We start from the raw sequence: 18,021 nt of genomic DNA, 5'->3' as shown, positions 1-18,021 counted from the left end.
AAGTGGGGAATATAATCTTCTATCTAATTTTTGTAATAACCTTTTTACTCTTTTTACTCTCTATCCTATTTCTATATTTAACGATTAGAAAAGCGATTGAGAATCATATTAGAAGAAAAATTGATGCTTATAAAGAAGAAAACCGAGATCATTTGTTTCGCTATCTTTATAAGGGTGAATCGTCTAGACAACTATTACCTGATACCTATGTCAAATATGTAGCAATTGAAGAACTGCTAAACGAATTTGCAAATGTAGTAGAAGGTGTAGATTTAGAAAAAAGAATGCAATCTTTTGCTGAGATGTATTTTTTGGAACGATATAAAAGTAATTTGTACCACCGAAGATGGAGTATCAGGATGAATGTATTATATAATATTGAATCCTTTAGAATGAAGAGCTTATTAGATGAGGTAGTCAGGTTCTATCATTCTAAAACCATTCTTAGTGAGGCAGAGGCAGTCCAAATCCTGAAGCTCATGGTAAAGTTTGATCATCCCGAATTAGCTAACCTTCTGCTCTCAAATAAACATGACTTTTCTGAATTTGTATATCGCCTATTGTTTAGTAATATGGCTAATGATACATTGGATGAGTTTTTAGAAAAATTCTACAAACTTCCATTAAAGTTTAAATTAATAATTATAGATATCGTCGGTATCGAAAATCGGCATGAATGTAACCAGCTCCTAATAGCACAACTCATTGATGAAAATGATGAAATAAGGATTCGGTCTTTAAAAGCATTATCATATCTTTCAACACCCTTAACACAAGAAGAATTGAAGAGGCATTTGGAATCAGAAAGTTATGAAGAACGATTAATGGCCCTTAAGATCTGTGCTTCGGTGCGAAAAAAAGAATATATACCATTAATAATTGAAAGAATGAGCGACGGAATCTTTGTGGTGAGGCAACAAGCGGGACAAGCAATATCTAGGTATCCAAATGGGGCTGAGCTACTTAAGGAAATTTCGTTGCAATCACACGATCAATTTGCGCGTGATATGGCATTGGAATGGCTCGAGAAAGGATCGTAAAATGGGATTTCTAGAAAGTAATATATGGCACAATATAATATGGATTGGAGGATGGATATTCCTCTCATATATGGTGTTAGTCATTCTATTTTACACGGGGATGCTGGTCATTTCCTTTGCTCAGCTTAGACGACAATATCAACTTGATGATCGTGAGCCTTACCAAGATATTCTTCAGGTAAGTTACACAAAGCCTGTATCCATTTTAGTTCCTGCATATAATGAATCTGCTGGAATATATGGTAGTGTTCGCTCTCTTCTGAGTATTGAGTACCCTGAATATGAGGTTATTGTAATTAATGACGGATCTAAAGATGATACATTAGAAAAACTGATTAACAGATTTCAAATGGTTGAAATAAATAAGGTAGTGCAGCTTAAAATTAATGCACAACCAATAAAGGCAGTTTATCAATCAAAGATCTATGGAAACCTTTTTGTCATTGATAAAGAGAATGGTGGTAAAGCGGATGCACTAAACGCGGGGATTAACGCATCTAATTATCCTTATTTTTGTTCACTAGACGGAGACTCCATTCTTGAACGAGATGCCTTTTTAAAGGTAATGAAACCTATCATTGATTCGGATGGAGATGTAATCGGATCAGGTGGAAGTATAAGAATTGCAAACGGATGTAAGATTGAAAACGGAGAAATGGTAAAAATAGGATTATCAACAAAGCCGATAGTCATCATGCAGGTAATAGAGTACTTACGGGCATTCCTAATGGGTAGGGTGGGAATGAGTCGGCATAATTTATTATTAATTGTTTCAGGAGCATTCGGGGTTTTCTCAAAGAAATGGGTTGTAGAGGCAGGTGGCTATAACCATAACACGGTTGGGGAAGATATGGAGCTAGTGGTAAGGCTTCATAGGCTTATAAAAGAGCGTAAAGAGAAAAAAAGAATTGTTTATGTAGCTGATCCAGTTTGTTGGACGGAAGCACCGGAATCCACTAAATTTCTAAGAAGACAACGATCACGTTGGCATCGTGGCCTTTTTGAGAGTCTTTGGATTCATAAAAAGTTATTCTTCAATCCTAAGTACGGTAGCATTGGCTTTATTTCCATGCCTTATTTTCTTTTTGTTGAATTCCTAGGTCCAGTTATCGAGTTATTTGGATTTATAATAATGATTTTCTCTTTGTTCTTGGGTGGTATTTATATAGAGTTTGCAATCCTTTTATTTCTGATCTCCTTTTTATATGGATCTTTATATTCCATGATGGCTGTTCTTTTGGAAGAATGGAGTTTACGTAAATTTCCTAAAGTTACAGATATTATTAGACTGTTCTTCTATTCCTTCACAGAGTCCCTTTGGTATCGACCATTAACCGTACTTTGGAGATGTGAGGGTATATGGCAAACTATTCGTCGGAAAAATGGTTGGGGCGAAATGATTAGAAAAGGTGTTTCAAATGAATCATAAGTAATAAAAGTTAGAGGGGGATTAATATGGCAAAAAAGGTACTTCTAGCAGAAGACGAAGAAGTGTTAAGAATGTTAGTGGTTGACACGCTCGAGGATGAAGGCTATCTAATAGATGAAGCATCTGATGGGGAAGAGGCTTTACAACTCATACTCGAAAATAATTATGACCTAATCATATTAGATTATATGATGCCGGTATATACGGGACTAGAAATTATAGAAAAGGTTCGTCAGCTTCCAGATAAAAAGCATGTGAAAATGATGATGCTCTCTGCAAAGAGTCAAAAGACTGACCAAGAAACGGTATTAGAAGCTGGGGCCAATTACTTTATGTCAAAACCATTTAGCCCATTGGAACTAGTAAACAAAATCGAGGAGATACTCAGTGAAAATTAAGGAATACTTCTCACGTAGTTTATCAAGGCAAATTGTCTTAATTGTAGGAGTTTTTATCCTTCTATTTTTTGTTAGTTCACTAATTGTTTCAATGTATGAACAATACATAACAAATCGTTATGATGAAATTAGTCGTGAGAGTGAAGCAAAGGAGAAGGTTGCCCAAGATTTAGATTATGCTTTTAATGATCTGTTTTTTGAAACGAGAGGTCATATTGCATATGGGTCAGTTACAGATCGATTTAAAGAAAATGCAGAATTACAAAAACCCATTCTCATTGGGGCACTTAATAGACTTGAACAGTTGAAAGATAATGATGTGGATGAGGAATTTTATCAAGAAGCAGTACAATTTCACCAGTATTTCGTAAAAGAGGTTTATCCTAAAATCATAGAGGACGTTGATGCTGGTAAAAACAATGAGGTAATCGATGAAGCTGTAAGTGATTATTCCTATAAGGTCGCAGAAATGAAGAATAAGCTTAAGGCATATAGACTTCAAATGGATGAAAATGTACAAAAGAACTTTCAAGAATTATCTAATAAACTAAACCAAATTCAATATATTTACCTTGCCTTTTTATTGGTCATGCTATTCTTATTAGGCTGGATGTTAAGAGCCATGATTTCTAGAATAGGAGAACCGTTACGTGAATTTGCAAACACTGCAGATTTAATATCTAAAGGTGAGGAAACTAGTTTCAACTTTCAGAGTAATCGTAAGGATGAGTTAGGTACTTTAAGTAGAGCATTTGGAAAGATGATCTCTAGTATTCAAAATAATGAACAAGAGCTTGTAGCACAAAATGAAGAAATGTTTGCTCAACAGGAAGAGTTACAGGCACAGCAGTCAGAGTTAGAAAATGCATTGGAACTACTTCGGAAAAATGAACAAGATCTTATTGTTAGAAATAAATTTGTTAATGGTCTATCGTATTCTCTGAAAAAAGAAGAGGTATTAAATAGTATTGTTGAAAATATGTGTTATGTATTGAAGGCGGATACGGGATTAATTGGACTTATTCATACTGATGACTTTGCATTCTTTGGTATGTCTTCAGAGCGTGCAAGGAAAATATTATCAACCATGATGGATGGTCATGCTAGACGCGCGATTGATACGAAGAAGCCTTATATTATAAAAAGAGAAGCAACAGATCCAGAAAAGGACTTTCATAGTGTGAGCCTATATTGCTCAGATTTATATGTTCCGGTTCTAGATGCAGCGTCAAACGTAGAAGGAATATTGATGTTTACTAGACTTGGTTCTATGTTTGATGATGATCAAAGGTTTGAATCTGAGGCACTGGCAAAACAAATATCCGTTTCTTTAGAACGAATCAAGCTTTATGAAGAATCTGAACAGGACAGAATATTAACTCAGGATATGATGGACACCATTCATGAAGGGATACAGTTGGTTGATACAAATGGTAAAATCATTCAGGTTAATTCGAACCTTTGTGATTTGGTTGAATGTAACCACTCTCGTGACCTTGAGGGAGTTGAGTTAAGAGATTGGGTAAAGAGGTTTGCTGAAAGGGCAATAGATGATGACGGACTAGTAAGCTTTTTCAATGATGTGATAAGCGGTAATCATGAAGAGACAACGTATCGATATATGACTAAATCTCCAAACCAGAGAGTTATTCAGGTTTATTTTGAACCTCTTACAAGAGGAAAGGTCAAGTTTGGCACTGTATTTGTTCACCGAGATATTACGAAGGAATTTGAAGTTGACACGATGAAATCTGAATTTGTTTCTACAGTAAGCCATGAATTGCGAACGCCTTTAGCTAGTGTGTTAGGATTCACCGAGTTAATGCTGCACAAAGAGCTTAAACCAGAAAGACAACAAAAGTATTTATCAACGATTTATCATGAGGCAAAGAGACTAACATTTCTTATAAATGATTTTTTAGATGTACAAAAAATGGAGTCTGGAAGTCAGGTATATGATAAGAAGGTTGAAGATCTAATGCAGATCATTAATACGGTTGTGGATACTCAAAAAGTCAATCTTACGAATCATAAAATAACTGTCGTGAAAAAAACAGATAGAACTTCAGTAATATGTGATAAGGATAAAATATCTCAAGTTTTCATGAACTTAATTAATAATGCCATTAAATATTCTCCAGATGGAGGAGACATTTCAATCACTGTCTATGAGGAAGAAGGCACTATTAAATTAGCCATTAAAGACCAAGGCTTAGGCATTCCAGAGGATGCCATACCAAAATTATTCACAAAGTTTTACCGCGTGGATAATTCGGATCGTCGAAGAATTGGCGGTACTGGCTTAGGGTTGTCGATTGTGAAAGAAATCATAAAGGCACATGATGGAGACATAGCTGTACATTCAGAGCTGAAAAAAGGGAGTACATTTATTGTTACTTTTGCTTTAGCAGAGCAGAAATATGAAAATGTTCTAGAAGCAAGTACCCAATCTCAGTCGGTGAGGGAAGGAAGAAACGTCTTAATTGTTGAGGATGATTCAAGCCTATCAAACCTGCTTGAAACAGAGCTAAAAGACAGTGGTTTTAATGTTACACATGTTCCCTCTGTTAAAAGTGCAATTGAGATTCTTAAAGAGTTTGAACCTGAAGTTGTGGTGTTAGATATCATGCTAGAGGATGAAGATATGGATGGCTGGGAGTTACTCAAGTATATGAAGAATAAAGAAGAGTTTAAAAAAATCCCAATCTTTATTTCTTCTGCACTTGAAGAAAAGAAGCGTGGAATTGAGTTAGGTGCAATTGATTACCTAGTGAAGCCATATCCTCCTAGTAGGCTCTCAAAAATCATTATGCAAACTCTTCTTAATCAAGGTCAGCAAGGACAAATTATGATCCCAGAAGAAGAATAAGTAGGATTCTAAGAATCCTACTTATTTTTTATATAGGGAAGTATACGAGTTTTTTTATATGGTAATTAAACTCCATAAAATTATCGTTTTATCTATAGCTTTCTCCAAGGCGCTTAAAGACTGGCTTTTGATATTTCGTATTAGTAGCTACCTTTTTCTGAGGTTTTTGTGCTGTAGGAAACATACCAACATAATTTTGTAAGATTTCTTTCGCGTGGGACAATGCCATATTAGCTTTCGGGTTTCGGTAGGTCTGATTTAAGGAACCTAAGTGTGGAAGATTTTCGAAGTCTTCTTTTGAAGGAGGCATATGAAAAAAGTAATCGCCTGCAGATACAAGGACATCGGATTGTTGCCGACTATTTTTAGGATTTCTTGAGAAATGAAGTCCAACCTTTTTTGCCTTTCCTTCTTGTACTAATTTTTCTAATGCTTTTCGCTTTAATAAGTATAAATATTTAGGGTCTGTTGCTGTTTTAGCATGTCTATTAACCGAAAAGATAGCATGAGTAATGTTTAGTGTTGATAGTGGTTCAGTTTTATTTTTATTCTCCATAGATTAATCTCCTTTCTTTCTTTCTATGATAGCCTATTATAATCAAATTTCCAAACCTTTTAATACTTTAGATGGTTAACGTAATCGTGTTTGTTATTTATGCTGGGTTCTTTTACACCTTAAATAAAAAAAAGAAGCCAAACCGGCTTCCTCTCTCTTGCTATTTCTAGCGATAATAGCCGCCATATGGAAAGCCATAAGGATATCCATATGGAGCACCATAAAATGGTCCGTAAAAAGGTCTTGGTCCATAAAATGGCCCATAAAAAGGTCTAGGACCATATAATAATGGACTTACAGCTAAGCCGGCTAAAAAGGGTAGAAACGGAAATCGCTGGTCATGTGTCTGAGGTGCTCTATATGTTGGGTACATGGTTTTTGCCTCCTTTTTAAGATTCGTAATATAATATGGTTATCTAGATAAAAAGGGAGCATGTACGGGGGAATATTATTGAGTTATTTGAAAAAAAACAAATGGATTTCCGTTGGAGTCGGTGGTTTTCTTGGAGCAGGCTCTAGATATGCAATATATATGGGTTTTCCGGATGCTCTTAGTTTGTATGGAACTTTTCTTTGCAATATGTTGGGTTGTTTAATTATTGGCTTCCTGTTTGATACATTAAAGAACAAACCTTTTCACAGGGAGTTGTGGCTATTATTCGGGACTGGATTTTGTGGTGGATTTACGACGATGTCTGCTTTTGCAAGTGAGATCGTTCATTTGGGATCTAACAACCTGTACTTACTTGCAGCATGTTACCTATTAGGTACATGGGTGTTTGGAATCGTCCTTACAATAATAGGTGTTAAGGCTAGCCAATTCCTTTCACAAAGGCTGGAAAGGAGGAGTGAAAATTGACCTTCTTCTATGTTTGCCTTGGAGGATTAATAGGTGCCTTAGCGCGCTACGGTTTAACAACATTTTTAAATAAAAAGTTTGTGACTTACGGCCCCTACAAGTCTACACTGCTGATTAATGTTGTTGGTTCATTAATACTCGGAGTGTTATTAGGGGTGTTAGAGGGTAATTCTGAGGAAGTTAAGTTAGGGGTTTCGGTCGGTGTGATTGGTGCATTTACGACTTACTCTACTTTTTCGTTAGATTGTGTAAAGCTATTAATAGAAAAACAATGGAGGATCTTCTTCCTATATTCTTTATCTACATTCTTATTGTGTGTTTTCTTTTTTTATTTGGGTTTGATCATGTTTTAGATTTTAGATGGATAAGTCAAAACTATCACAAAACACCTATAGAAAATAGTAGACTACCGAAAAGGTAGTCTTCTTTTTTGCCTAAATTGTTGTTATAATTAATTCATGTCAATTCTTGTCGTAAAAAAGGGTTTTTAAATATATATGTAGAATATGGAAACGTTACCAAGAGTCCGTCAGTATCATTTTAGATATTAATAACGGTTTACTTTACCTTGAGGATGCGATAGCAAAATGAGTCGGATTAAACAACAGCTTAAAATTGAGCTAGAAGATATGAACGATAAAGATTCTCCTAATAAAATGGCTCAAATTATTAATGAGATCATCCTTAATGTGGTGAGCGATCTTGTTTATTTGATGAAGGTAGAAAACGGGAACACATTCCGTTATGTTTATGCTAATAAATCTGCGTTCAAAAGGGCTAATATAACTGAAAAAAGTATCGGCCTAACCATTCAAGAGGTGATTCCAGGTGACTTTGCTGATCATCTCCAGAGGTATTATGAAAAAGCAGTTAGCCTTAGTCAGCCTCTTGTGTTCCAAGACACAATCAAGATTGAGGAAAAAGAGGTGTTCAGTGAGTCAATTTTGACTCCTATTCATGATGAAGCCGGGCAATGCCGTTACGTTGTTTCTGTAACCAGAGACATCACAGACAAAATGCAGGAAAAGTTTATTCTGTTGGAAAGCCAACAGCGCTATAAATCCCTAATGGATCACAATATGGATGCGGTGTTTTCGGTGAATGAAAGCAGAGTGATACTAAATGCTAACCCTTCCACGTATGCAATAACGGGTTATACTGAAAAGGAATTAAAGCACTTATTATTAACTTCTCTTGTCGTTAATGAGCATCATAAAAAAATAGAGCAACTTTTCTACGATACTCTAAAGGGTAAAACGAAAGATAATATTACATGTCAAATGATTCATAAGTCAGGTAATATCATTGATGTTCAATTAAAAATGATTCCAATTGTGGTGAATGTAGAAATTAAAGGTGTCTATATTATTATGAGAGATATTACTGAGCAGCTTCGTAGTAATGAAGTTATGAAGTTTATTACTTATCATGACCACTTAACGGGGCTTCCTAATAGGAGTTCATTAAAAGAGGACATTCATGAAGTGGTACTACAATCTAAAGAACATAATCATATTTTTGGTTTAATGTATTTAGACTTAGATCGCTTTAAATTTCTAAATGATAGCATGGGACATTACGTCGGGGATTTATTATTAAAAGAAGTAGCTCAACGTCTTTCCTCGCTTATACAAAGGTATCCAAACATAACGGTGTATCGCCAAGGTGGCGATGAGTTTATCTTGATCATCGAAGATACTAATAGATGTAAAACTGAAGCAATCGCAGAAGAAGTTCTCTTATTGTTTCAAAACCCTTTCCTTCTCACCTCTCAAGAATTTTATGTGACACCTAGTGTTGGAATAAGTATCTATCCTTATGATGGCAAGGATGAAGAGACGTTAATTAAGAGTGCAGATACAGCTTTATACCGAGTAAAGGAAAGAGGTAGAGGTCATTACCAATTTTACTCAAATGATATGAAGAAAGATGATTCTCAAACGATGCTTCTCGAGACTTGCTTACGAAGAGCAATAGAGAAAGACGAACTAATACTATATTACCAACCTCAAGTTGATTTATTTACTGGTGAGGTATATAGCTATGAGGCTCTTTTAAGATGGAACTGTGGTTTGCTAGGTTTTGTTTCACCTATCGATTTTATCCCATTAGCAGAAGAGACCGGTATTATCATTCCAATTGGAGAATGGGTTATTAATGAGGTGTGTACGCAGTTAAGCAAATGGAGAAACAATGGTCATACGAATATCTCTGTAGCTATTAACTTATCAGCAAGACAATTCCAACAACCGAATCTAGTAGAATATATTAAAGAATCTATTCAGAGGAATGGAATTGAACCATCACAGTTAGAAATTGAGATTACTGAAGGTGCTATGCTAGATACAAAAGAAACAATCAAGATCCTTCATAAGCTAAAAGAGACAGGTGTTCAGATTTCAGTAGATGATTTTGGGACAGGATACTCTTCACTAAGCTATTTAAAGACATTCCCATTAAACACCTTGAAAATCGACCAATCTTTCGTACGTGATGTGTTAACTGATGAAAAGGACGCAGCGATTACCAAGACCATTATCCATATGGCTCATAGTTTGGGCTTTAATGTTGTCGCTGAGGGTGTGGAGTTAGAAGAACAAGCTGAGTTTCTAAGAAAAGTTGATTGCGAAAAAGCACAAGGGTACTTATTCAGTAAGCCGGTCCCTGCAAATCAAATTGAAAAGGGTTTTTTGAAATAAAAAAAGTGTGAAGGCAGCTTCACACTTTTTTATGTTGGTTCGCCGCTTTTAAGCGTAAAAATACTAATTTCAGGTTTTGATAAAAATCGAAGGGGGATTCGAGTTGTCCCAAGGCCTCTATTAACATATAAGGTTAGTGGAACGCTCCCAATTTCATAAAATCCTTCTACATAATCATTAGCATAGGGAGGAGTAACAATGGCGCCGTAAAGTGGAAGCTTGATTTGACCCCCATGACTATGACCAGATAACTGAAGGTGTACGGGGTAAGAGTGACTGATTTTCGCAACATCAGGTTCATGAGCAAGCAAAATGGTATACTCACCCTCGGGAATGGGTCTTAGCGTTTGCTCAAAATCTGGACGACCTAGCATATAATCATCTAGACCAGCAATGGTAATAGATTCGTTATTAATAGAAATGGAAGTCGAAGAATTAACTAGTAATTCGAAACCAGACTGCTCCATGATCTGTTTATATGATTCAGTTCCATATCCACCATGATCATGATTTCCATATATCGAAAACTTTCCTAATGGTGCATTTATGGCAGACAACAAAGGAATCAACTGGGAGGGATTTTCATATAAATCAGGTGCATCAATCAAATCACCTGTGAAAAAAACCATATCGGCTTCCTGTTGGTTGATTGTTGTGATAAGTTCCTTAAATTGTTCTTCATTGTAATAGTGTCCAATGTGAGTATCACTAAATTGTAATATTTTAATACCATTAAAACCTTTAGGGACCAATGTAGAACTAATATTGAAACGATTTATTTCTAATTGTTCAGGCTCTATATATCTCGCGTATGTATATCCAAATGAAATTGTAAAAAGGGTACCGATCGAGTAGCCAAATGCCCGTTTTAGAAATCCTCTCCGTGTGTATTGCTCACTCATTTTAATACCAACCTGTCTATTTAATATCTAAACCGATTCTATGAACATAGTAATTACTATCGATAAGTTACTTAATTATATCAAAAATTATAACACGGAATATCTCTAAACATGTTGAAAAGATTAGAAAAACTAGGTAATTACCAGTCCTAAGTCGTGGTGAGTACTTAGTTTTCTATGCTAGTAAAGGAAGAGTACCTGATAGTTATCAACTTTATAATAAAAGTATTATTTATAACTCTATTTAAGGCTAAAGAAAAAGGTGCAGCTCCGGAACGCTGCACCAATTTTTATATGATTTTCAGTTCTTCAAGAGTTTGCTTGAGATCAGCTTTTGTCTCAATACGATTACTGAATGTAACTCCTAATTCAATCATTGTATTTGCTACTTCAGATCGAATACCAGTTATAACAGCATCACAGCCTAATAGAGCAAAACCTTCAACGATTTTAAAGAGATGGCTAACTACAGCTGTATCCATATATGCAACACCAGATAAGTCGATGATCATCTTTTTTAACCGTTCTTTTTCAATATGTGATAATGCTTTTTCTTGAAGTCTTTTTGCACGATATGTATCCATTGTACCCACGATTGGCAATATAGCTATTTTATCAGTAAGTGGAATAATTGGTACTGAAAGTTCCTCAATTACCTCACGCTGTGACTGTAGAATTTTATTATTGTAATCAGTATAGCTAACTATAAAATTATTAAGATATGAGTCCACATAATGATTGGTTTTCTTTTCGAATGTAAAAAATTCTTCGATGCTGATTGAGATATTTTGAAAATAATGATACATGAAGTCCCAGTAAATACTTCGTAATTCCTGAAACCATTCAAGCTTAATCATAGAAGCTAATTCGTTCTTAGCCCAAAGAGCACCCTGTTGTTTGGCTAGTTCAATCAATTCATGCTCTGCATCTTGATCGATTAAGCTGATAATTCTTTTTGCAATCTCAAACATGGATTGCTCTTGAAATGAAGATTTCTTTAAATGTAAGAATACATTCTTTGTACGATCATGTAGAATTCTATCAAAAGTTTCCTGGTTGTCATATAAGAATTCCTTAAAACTTTGATCTTCTTTAGTTTGTAATTGATTCATTTTTTCAATCTTCACTTCCTTAACATTCTTAATAGGAAAAAGGATGGTAAATGTTGTTCCAATTCCTTCTTCGCTTGTTACATTCACTTTTGCACCATGCTTGTGTAATGTTGTAAACACCTGGGTTAGTCCCATTCCTGTACCATTTTCTTTTGTTGTAAAAAAAGGTGTACCGAGTAAATCGAGTTTTTCCTTTGGAATCCCTGTTCCGTTATCTTGAATCATAATATGTATGGTCTCATTTTTTACGAACTGTGATATTCGTAGCTCTCCTTGACTGGGCATAGCTTCAAAGGCGTTCTTTAACAAATTAAAGAATGCTTTTTTTAATGAGTTCTTTTGTCCATATATTTTTACTTGATAATCACTGATGCTTTTAACAAGTGATACCCTGTACATATGCTCTTGAAATAAGCTTAGGATGGAGTCAAGTTCCGTACCGATTGATATGTATTTATATGGTTCCGCTTCTAGATCTGGTTTAGAAACTTGTAATAGGTTATTAAGTGTACTTAAAGCTCTTTCGAGTTCATCCATTGCAATGTTCAGATAAGGTGATTCCTTTTCCTCTTGAAGTAATTGAAGAAATCCCTTTACTGATGTTAGAGGATTTCGAACTTCATGAGCAATCCCGGCAGAAACTTGTCCAATTGAGATAAGTCGATCATTTCGAGCTTTATCTTCACCTATATTATGTAACTGTTCTGGAAGGAGTTCGACTATACCATTTTTCAACAATTACTTTCGTCCCCCCTTGTGTTTGTGACTCAATTTCAAAAAAATCCATCATGGTTCTTACACCTGTCAGACCCAGACCTAATCCTTTAGAGTTAGGATTTTTTACTCCATTGATGACATTCTCGATAGAAGCGATACCTACACCAGAATCAATAGCTGAAATTCTAAGACCGATGTTTAACTTCTCAATGACCACGTATCCAGAGCTGTAAGAATGGAAAATTATATTTTTGCAAAGCTCTGATATCGTCACGATAATTTGTTGTTTTTCTGACATAGAATAGGGAGTGTTTGACATCTCGGTATATGCTAAGGAAATTGCTGTTAAGATATCTTGTTCTTTTTTTATTAAAATACGATGATACAAAATACTAACCTCCAACACATGGCAATCCCTACTATTTTAACAAACTATTTTGTCAGGTGAAGTATTTTTTTGAATTTTTTCAATTAAATCTATATTTCTATCATATATGTTAGTGATACAATTAAAAATAAAACGTTTTCATAAGGGGGAAATACAATGAAGAACAAGGTTGTAATTGTTACAGGTGGGTCAAGTGGAATGGGTAAACATATGGCAAAACGCTTTGCAAATGAAGGAGCATTTGTAGCCATTACGGGTAGAACTCTGGAAACGCTAGAAGAAACAAAAAAAGAAATTGAGACATTTGAAGGACAAGTTATCACCATTCAAATGGATGTCAGAGAGCCAGAGCATGTTGTACATATGGTAGAAAAAACAACCGAGGCGTTTGGTACGATAGATTATCTAGTAAATAATGCAGCAGGAAATTTTATCGTTCCAGCAGAAAAATTATCTGTAAATGGATGGAAGGCTGTTATTGATATTGTTTTAAATGGTACGTTTTATTGTAGTTCAACTGTCGGGAAGTATTGGATTGAAAATGGTATTAAAGGTAGTATCATCAATATTGTGGCAACATATGCGTGGGGCGCTGGAGCTGGAGTGATACACTCAGCAAGTGCAAAGGCTGGAGTATTAGCAATGACAAGGACTCTAGCGGTTGAGTGGGGAAGTAAATATGGAATTCGTGTAAATGCAATAGCGCCGGGTCCAATTGAACGTACTGGTGGAGCGGATCGTTTATGGGAATCCGAGGAGGCTGCAAAGCGTACCATTAACAGTGTACCTCTTAAAAGACTTGGTACACCAGAAGAAATTGCGGGTCTAGCTACCTACTTATTCTCAGATGAATCAGGATATATTAACGGAGAATGTATCACTATGGACGGGGGCCAATGGCTTAATAAACATCCCTTTTAAAAGCCAATAACATACTACTAAAACCTTTGCATGAAAATAAATTCTTTAACTAATTAACGCATTGGGGGCCAGGCCCCCAATGCGTTAATTAGTTAAAGGATATTGGTGAGTTAGGGGTTTAACTTACTAATTTTGTGATCGGAAAACTTAGAGAATCATTTTGGTTCGTGGTATAATCATACAAAAAGTTAGATGGGAGATGGGGGAATGGATCCGTTAGATATTTTAACGAATTTGTCTATGGTAACCCCACATTTTCAGGCGATTTTTAACGCCGATGAACGAAAAGTGATAGGTTACGAAGTGTTGGGACGTATTAAGACTGATGAGGGTTGGGCGAGTTTGGGACCTTTCTTTCGAGATTCAACGATTCCTGATGAATACCGGCTTGAGGTTGATGATCTTGTTGTAAGAAAGGCACTTGATTATTGGCTTGAAGTGGATACATCCCCTTACATATTTATAAATCGAAATACGGATTTACTAATGAAGGATCATGGGGAATCACTATTAGAGTTATTAAAAGTTTATCAGGAAAAAGGATTTCCGCTAGATCATCTTGTGTTGGAAATTACAGAGCATGAATTTACTGGTGAAATCGAGCGGTTAAACCACTTGCTCACTTATTATCGCACCTACGGTATAAAAATAGCGGTGGATAATGTTGGAAATGGGGCGGGCAATTTAGATCGGATAGGTCTGATTGCTCCTGATATTCTAAAGGTTGACCTTCATATGCTACGAAAAACGAATGGCTTAGCCTCCTATCAAGATGTTCTTTATTCACTATCTTTACTAGCTAGAAAAATTGGCGCAGCTCTTCTCTATGAGGAAATTGAAACCATGTATCAGCTTCAATATGCATGGAGAAATGGTGGACGATATTATCAGGGATTTTATTTACAGTCACCCACTGAATCTTTTGTAGAAGAGTATTTGTTAAAAGCAAAGTTAAAACAAGAAATTCAGCATTTTATTGAGCATGAAAAAAAGAAAATACAAAATATATATCATCTTTCGTTCACGATTCAGCAAGCTGTTCAAAAGTCATTACAAAAGGATAAAAAAGATAGCAAAGGTGATGACCTCATCAAAATGATTTCGAATGATTTATCAGCTTATAGCTTCAGAATCTATATATGTGATGAAGACGGCTTTCAACAATCTGCAAACCATATAAAAGCAAAAAACGGTTGGGAGTTGCTTCCCACCTATTATGATAAAAACTGGAGCTGGAGACCTTACTTTTTAGAAAATATTATGAAAATGAAGTTAGAAGGTAGAGGGATATTGTCTGATTTGTACAGCGATATTGAAACAGGTGATATGATAAGAACCTTTTCCTACCCTATAGATCAACACCAATTTTTATTTATTGATTTAACTTATGAGTACCTATACGAACAAAATGCGATTTTCTAGCATTGAATAACCCCTATACATTTGTGAAAACATAAGCATAAAGTTGTTTAATGGGGGTGGTTTTTATGACAATGTTAGATGTCGTTCTTTCGGCACTAGCGGTTCTTATTTTGGTGATTGGTTTCTTTTACACTTGGAATATTTCAAAAAATACAAAGTATCAATCAAATGGATATGACACAGAAATTAACCCAAAGGTTCAGGCGCATCCTTATACTAGAAATCCTATCTTCTTAACGTATTTAATTGGTGCTGCAATTGTTATTGGGTTTATTGTCTATTATGCTTTATCCTCTCGGTGGTGAGATTACAACATTGTTGTAGTCTCATTTTTTTTATTTTGAGTAGTAATAAATTTTTCATTAGCTCTAGCTCCCAGCTCTTTTTCTTGTAATGAAGATGTTCATAGCACCTACAAAATAATACACATCATTGATTTTTCTGTTGTTTATTGTTTGTTTATGCAATAGATGGGGAAATCCTGTAATAAGAAGAAAAAAGCCTGTCTAACTATGACATTATTTTACGAACGATTAGTAGTCATAAGCAGTAATTTCATTGATACAATGTCAATTACAAACATGTTAAAGGGGTGATGATCAATGATTCGTTATCGTCTATGCTTAGTTGTGGTTACAGTGGTGCTTTTGTTTATAGCTCATCATCCAGTCAATGCTTCGACAAGTACCTTATTGGACAAGCAGGGTGTTCAACAACTTCTGGAGGATACTTATGATGCACAATATTCATTAACAGAGCGTTTTCATACATGGGAAGATGCTTGGAGGAAAATGACTCAATATATGACAGAACAAATGACAGAACAATTTATGGTGGAGCATCTATATGAAGAGGAAGAAGGATATATTGTGTACGGTACAGATTTTTCAACTTTTATTATCCCTCATTTTTCTTATAATGCTGATACTAAAATGGTAACAAATGATCGAAAAGATACCATTTTTGTTTATGAAAAATCATCTGGGGATGGTCCCGTTAAATTTCAATCACAATTTGACATCGTTACCATTACTTATGATGGGGAAAGGTGGAAAATTGCTTCGATTTCATTCTCAGAGGAGCTATCTACAGAAATACAAAATGCTAAGAATTTAGAGAGTGCCAATGGTAAAGTTACGATGAAGAGTGATTCAATGCAAACTTACTTTGAAGCTAAAGGGAACCACTTCAATCTAGGATATTTGAATAGCATGAGTGTACTTAATGAACACACATATTCTCCATTCAAAGCTTTTGTTCATGTAATTCCGTATAACTTGATTTTTAGTGATTTTAGGAGTGATGAATTCAACTCTACCTTCTTAACACTTTCTACAATTTTTTCTGTAAAAGGAGAGGTTCAGTGAATCTTTCCTTTCTTTTTGGAGAAAAGTTCTATAGAATTACAATTTGAACCTAATTGTGGATAGAAAAGAAATCATTGTTTATCCTAAAAGTAGAGGTAAAATATATCTATAAGTGTTCAATCGTGCATAATAACTTAACGCACGCTTTATTTTAAAGGGGGAATTAAGATGTCAAAGCTACAGGGAATTATTCAACGTTTAACAAGTCTAACTGATTCACAGGATCATGGAGATCCAGCACAACGCTTTTTTGAAGTAGATGGAGAGAGAAGATGTAGTGTAACGTTCTTTCCAAAAACAGAAACATTTGAAATTGAGGTTTACCAACAAGGTGAAAAGCCAAAGAAATATCAATTTGATAATATTGATATGGCAGCCATTGAGATTTTTGACTTAATCCATTAATGGAGGAGCTATTTCATGGAGATACCATATGTCATCTGTCCGAAATGTGCATCAAAAAAAGGACTGGATGAGGTACTTACTTCTCAATCAAATCAAAATGTTATTTTTACTTGTCCTGAATGCTCTTACACTAAGAAAAACATCGTAACGAGTAAAGGCTAAAAAAATAAACAATCAGACAAGCTGTCTTGTATACAATAAGGTGAGGAGCTTAAATGTAGAAGCGTTCATACAATAAGAGAAGAAAATTTCGTACTTAATCATGCTGCTCATATTCTAAGTATTAGATTAAGGAGTGAACGCATGAGTGATCGGATGTTGTTTGAAAACATTACCGAAAACAACATGACATTTGAGCGGGTCTTCTCCAAAATTCTAAGGTTTATGGAGTTAGAACCTTCTGCTGTTTACCACCTTTCAATTGGTACAGACTCCCAAGTACATCCGAATGAAACTAGGTTTGTTTCAGCGATTCACATTCATCGTGTAGGAAGAGGGGCTTGGGGTTGCTTGCGACAGATTATAATGCCCCGTGAGATAAGGAGCATACGAGAAAAAATTTCCTTAGAAACTGCTTATTCACAGGAGCTTGCTAGTTTGTTCACAAGCGAACATTTTGATGAAATGACTGATATTTTAGTACCTTATGCAGACGAAGGTGCAGACCTGCGCTTCGGTATTCACTTGGATATTGGTAGAAAGGGAGTCACAAAGGATTTGATTCAAGAGATGACTAGTCGAATTAAATCTATGGGTATTGAAGCTAAAATTAAACCAGATTCCTATGCAGCATCAAGCTATGCTAACAGATATACTAAATAACACATTGGACAAAGGAAAACCTGATCAGGTTTTCTTTTTTTATGCTGTTTAGATAAAAAATATGGTAAAATAAAGATTGGGTTTCACTAGACAAACTTATTTGCAATTACATATA

The 18,021-nt window shown here is 35.2% G+C and carries 19 protein-coding genes; 14 read left to right on the top strand and 5 right to left on the bottom strand.

The window, feature by feature from the left end:
- The first annotated feature begins 2 nt into the window (after positions 1–2).
- The 4 genes from G4D63_RS22225 to G4D63_RS22220 all read left to right on the top strand — a co-directional run bounded on the left by G4D63_RS22225 (position 3) and on the right by G4D63_RS22220 (position 5,736).
- Positions 3–1,040, top strand: a complete 1,038-nt coding sequence (locus G4D63_RS22225) for a HEAT repeat domain-containing protein (protein WP_163177050.1) — start codon at positions 3–5, stop codon at positions 1,038–1,040.
- A gap of 70 nt (positions 1,041–1,110) precedes the next feature.
- The gene (locus tag G4D63_RS01685) at positions 1,111–2,469 is read left to right on the top strand and encodes a glycosyltransferase family 2 protein (protein ID WP_420837795.1); all 1,359 of its coding nucleotides are present in this window, start codon (positions 1,111–1,113) and stop codon (positions 2,467–2,469) included.
- Positions 2,470–2,495: 26 nt separating this feature from the next.
- Positions 2,496–2,867, top strand: a complete 372-nt coding sequence (locus G4D63_RS01680) for a response regulator transcription factor (protein ID WP_163177046.1) — start codon at positions 2,496–2,498, stop codon at positions 2,865–2,867.
- Positions 2,857–5,736: an ATP-binding protein gene (locus tag G4D63_RS22220; protein WP_163177044.1), complete on the top strand. Its 2,880-nt coding sequence runs from the start codon at positions 2,857–2,859 to the stop codon at positions 5,734–5,736. The genes G4D63_RS01680 and G4D63_RS22220 overlap by 11 nt, the downstream gene beginning before the upstream one ends.
- Positions 5,737–5,824: 88 nt before the next feature.
- On the opposite strand, the gene G4D63_RS01670 is transcribed toward G4D63_RS22220, so the two are convergent.
- The gene (locus G4D63_RS01670; RefSeq protein WP_163177042.1) at positions 5,825–6,292 is read right to left on the bottom strand and encodes a YkyB family protein; all 468 of its coding nucleotides are present in this window, start codon (positions 6,290–6,292) and stop codon (positions 5,825–5,827) included.
- Positions 6,293–6,458: 166 nt separating this feature from the next.
- Positions 6,459–6,665, bottom strand: coding sequence for a penicillin-binding protein (locus G4D63_RS01665; RefSeq protein ID WP_163177040.1), 207 nt, complete (start codon positions 6,663–6,665; stop codon positions 6,459–6,461).
- Positions 6,666–6,743: 78 nt separating this feature from the next.
- Here G4D63_RS01665 and G4D63_RS01660 point away from each other — a divergent pair, with 78 nt between their 5' ends.
- The 3 genes from G4D63_RS01660 to G4D63_RS01650 all read left to right on the top strand — a co-directional run bounded on the left by G4D63_RS01660 (position 6,744) and on the right by G4D63_RS01650 (position 9,850).
- Positions 6,744–7,151, top strand: a complete 408-nt coding sequence (locus G4D63_RS01660) for a FluC/FEX family fluoride channel (RefSeq protein WP_163177038.1) — start codon at positions 6,744–6,746, stop codon at positions 7,149–7,151.
- Positions 7,148–7,504, top strand: coding sequence for a fluoride efflux transporter FluC (locus G4D63_RS01655; protein ID WP_163177036.1), 357 nt, complete (start codon positions 7,148–7,150; stop codon positions 7,502–7,504). Before G4D63_RS01660 ends, G4D63_RS01655 begins: the two co-directional genes overlap by 4 nt.
- A 234-nt stretch (positions 7,505–7,738) precedes the next feature.
- Positions 7,739–9,850 (top strand): sensor domain-containing protein, encoded by a 2,112-nt coding sequence (locus tag G4D63_RS01650; RefSeq protein ID WP_163177034.1) that lies wholly within the window; start codon positions 7,739–7,741, stop codon positions 9,848–9,850.
- 29 nt (positions 9,851–9,879) lie between these two features.
- Here G4D63_RS01650 and G4D63_RS01645 read toward each other — a convergent pair whose 3' ends face one another.
- From G4D63_RS01645 to G4D63_RS01635, 3 genes are all read right to left on the bottom strand, one after another.
- Positions 9,880–10,752: a metallophosphoesterase gene (locus tag G4D63_RS01645; protein WP_163177032.1), complete on the bottom strand. Its 873-nt coding sequence runs from the start codon at positions 10,750–10,752 to the stop codon at positions 9,880–9,882.
- Between the two features lie 290 nt (positions 10,753–11,042).
- The gene (locus G4D63_RS01640) at positions 11,043–12,602 is read right to left on the bottom strand and encodes an ATP-binding protein (protein ID WP_163177031.1); all 1,560 of its coding nucleotides are present in this window, start codon (positions 12,600–12,602) and stop codon (positions 11,043–11,045) included.
- Positions 12,556–12,969, bottom strand: coding sequence for an ATP-binding protein (locus tag G4D63_RS01635; RefSeq protein WP_163177029.1), 414 nt, complete (start codon positions 12,967–12,969; stop codon positions 12,556–12,558). Before G4D63_RS01635 ends, G4D63_RS01640 begins: the two co-directional genes overlap by 47 nt.
- 156 nt (positions 12,970–13,125) lie before the next feature.
- On the opposite strand from G4D63_RS01635, the gene fadH reads away from it, so the two are divergent.
- From fadH to G4D63_RS01600, 7 genes are all read left to right on the top strand, one after another.
- On the top strand, positions 13,126–13,890 hold the full coding sequence (gene fadH / locus G4D63_RS01630; RefSeq protein WP_163177027.1) for a 2,4-dienoyl-CoA reductase: 765 nt from the start codon (positions 13,126–13,128) through the stop codon (positions 13,888–13,890).
- Between the two features lie 207 nt (positions 13,891–14,097).
- Positions 14,098–15,312 carry an EAL domain-containing protein gene (locus G4D63_RS01625; RefSeq protein ID WP_163177025.1) on the top strand — a complete coding sequence of 405 codons (1,215 nt, stop codon included), beginning with the start codon at positions 14,098–14,100 and terminating at the stop codon, positions 15,310–15,312.
- A 65-nt stretch (positions 15,313–15,377) separates the two neighbouring features.
- A complete protein-coding gene (locus G4D63_RS01620; protein ID WP_163177023.1) occupies positions 15,378–15,617 on the top strand; it encodes a hypothetical protein in 240 nt (79 codons plus the stop codon).
- Positions 15,618–15,914: 297 nt separating this feature from the next.
- The gene (locus tag G4D63_RS01615; RefSeq protein WP_163177021.1) at positions 15,915–16,679 is read left to right on the top strand and encodes a DUF3993 domain-containing protein; all 765 of its coding nucleotides are present in this window, start codon (positions 15,915–15,917) and stop codon (positions 16,677–16,679) included.
- Between the two features lie 168 nt (positions 16,680–16,847).
- On the top strand, positions 16,848–17,084 hold the full coding sequence (locus tag G4D63_RS01610) for a YkuJ family protein (protein ID WP_163177019.1): 237 nt from the start codon (positions 16,848–16,850) through the stop codon (positions 17,082–17,084).
- Positions 17,085–17,099: 15 nt separating this feature from the next.
- A complete protein-coding gene (locus G4D63_RS01605) occupies positions 17,100–17,246 on the top strand; it encodes a hypothetical protein (protein ID WP_163177017.1) in 147 nt (48 codons plus the stop codon).
- A 141-nt stretch (positions 17,247–17,387) separates the two neighbouring features.
- The gene (locus G4D63_RS01600) at positions 17,388–17,906 is read left to right on the top strand and encodes a ribonuclease H-like YkuK family protein (RefSeq protein ID WP_163177015.1); all 519 of its coding nucleotides are present in this window, start codon (positions 17,388–17,390) and stop codon (positions 17,904–17,906) included.
- Positions 17,907–18,021: the final 115 nt, after the last annotated feature.

The organism is Bacillus mesophilus, assembly GCF_011008845.1.
GTDB lineage: Bacteria > Bacillota > Bacilli > Bacillales > SA4 > Bacillus_BS > Bacillus_BS mesophilus.
Note: the sequence above shows the minus strand (reverse complement) of the source record. Positions and strands in the feature narration are given on the sequence as shown.

Excerpts from the sequence above, each read along its gene's own strand:
- G4D63_RS01685 (WP_420837795.1), top strand. The coding sequence starts at position 1,111 with ATGGTGTTAGTCATTCTATTTTACACGGGGATGCTGGTCATTTCCTTT.
- G4D63_RS01680 (WP_163177046.1), top strand. The coding sequence starts at position 2,496 with ATGGCAAAAAAGGTACTTCTAGCAGAAGACGAAGAAGTGTTAAGAATG.
- G4D63_RS01670 (WP_163177042.1), bottom strand. The coding sequence starts at position 6,292 with ATGGAGAATAAAAATAAAACTGAACCACTATCAACACTAAACATTACT.
- G4D63_RS01665 (WP_163177040.1), bottom strand. The coding sequence starts at position 6,665 with ATGTACCCAACATATAGAGCACCTCAGACACATGACCAGCGATTTCCG.
- G4D63_RS01650 (WP_163177034.1), top strand. The coding sequence starts at position 7,739 with ATGAGTCGGATTAAACAACAGCTTAAAATTGAGCTAGAAGATATGAAC.
- G4D63_RS01645 (WP_163177032.1), bottom strand. The coding sequence starts at position 10,752 with ATGAGTGAGCAATACACACGGAGAGGATTTCTAAAACGGGCATTTGGC.
- fadH (WP_163177027.1), top strand. The coding sequence starts at position 13,126 with ATGAAGAACAAGGTTGTAATTGTTACAGGTGGGTCAAGTGGAATGGGT.
- G4D63_RS01625 (WP_163177025.1), top strand. The coding sequence starts at position 14,098 with ATGGATCCGTTAGATATTTTAACGAATTTGTCTATGGTAACCCCACAT.
- G4D63_RS01620 (WP_163177023.1), top strand. The coding sequence starts at position 15,378 with ATGACAATGTTAGATGTCGTTCTTTCGGCACTAGCGGTTCTTATTTTG.
- G4D63_RS01615 (WP_163177021.1), top strand. The coding sequence starts at position 15,915 with ATGATTCGTTATCGTCTATGCTTAGTTGTGGTTACAGTGGTGCTTTTG.
- G4D63_RS01610 (WP_163177019.1), top strand. The coding sequence starts at position 16,848 with ATGTCAAAGCTACAGGGAATTATTCAACGTTTAACAAGTCTAACTGAT.
- G4D63_RS01605 (WP_163177017.1), top strand. The coding sequence starts at position 17,100 with ATGGAGATACCATATGTCATCTGTCCGAAATGTGCATCAAAAAAAGGA.
- G4D63_RS01600 (WP_163177015.1), top strand. The coding sequence starts at position 17,388 with ATGAGTGATCGGATGTTGTTTGAAAACATTACCGAAAACAACATGACA.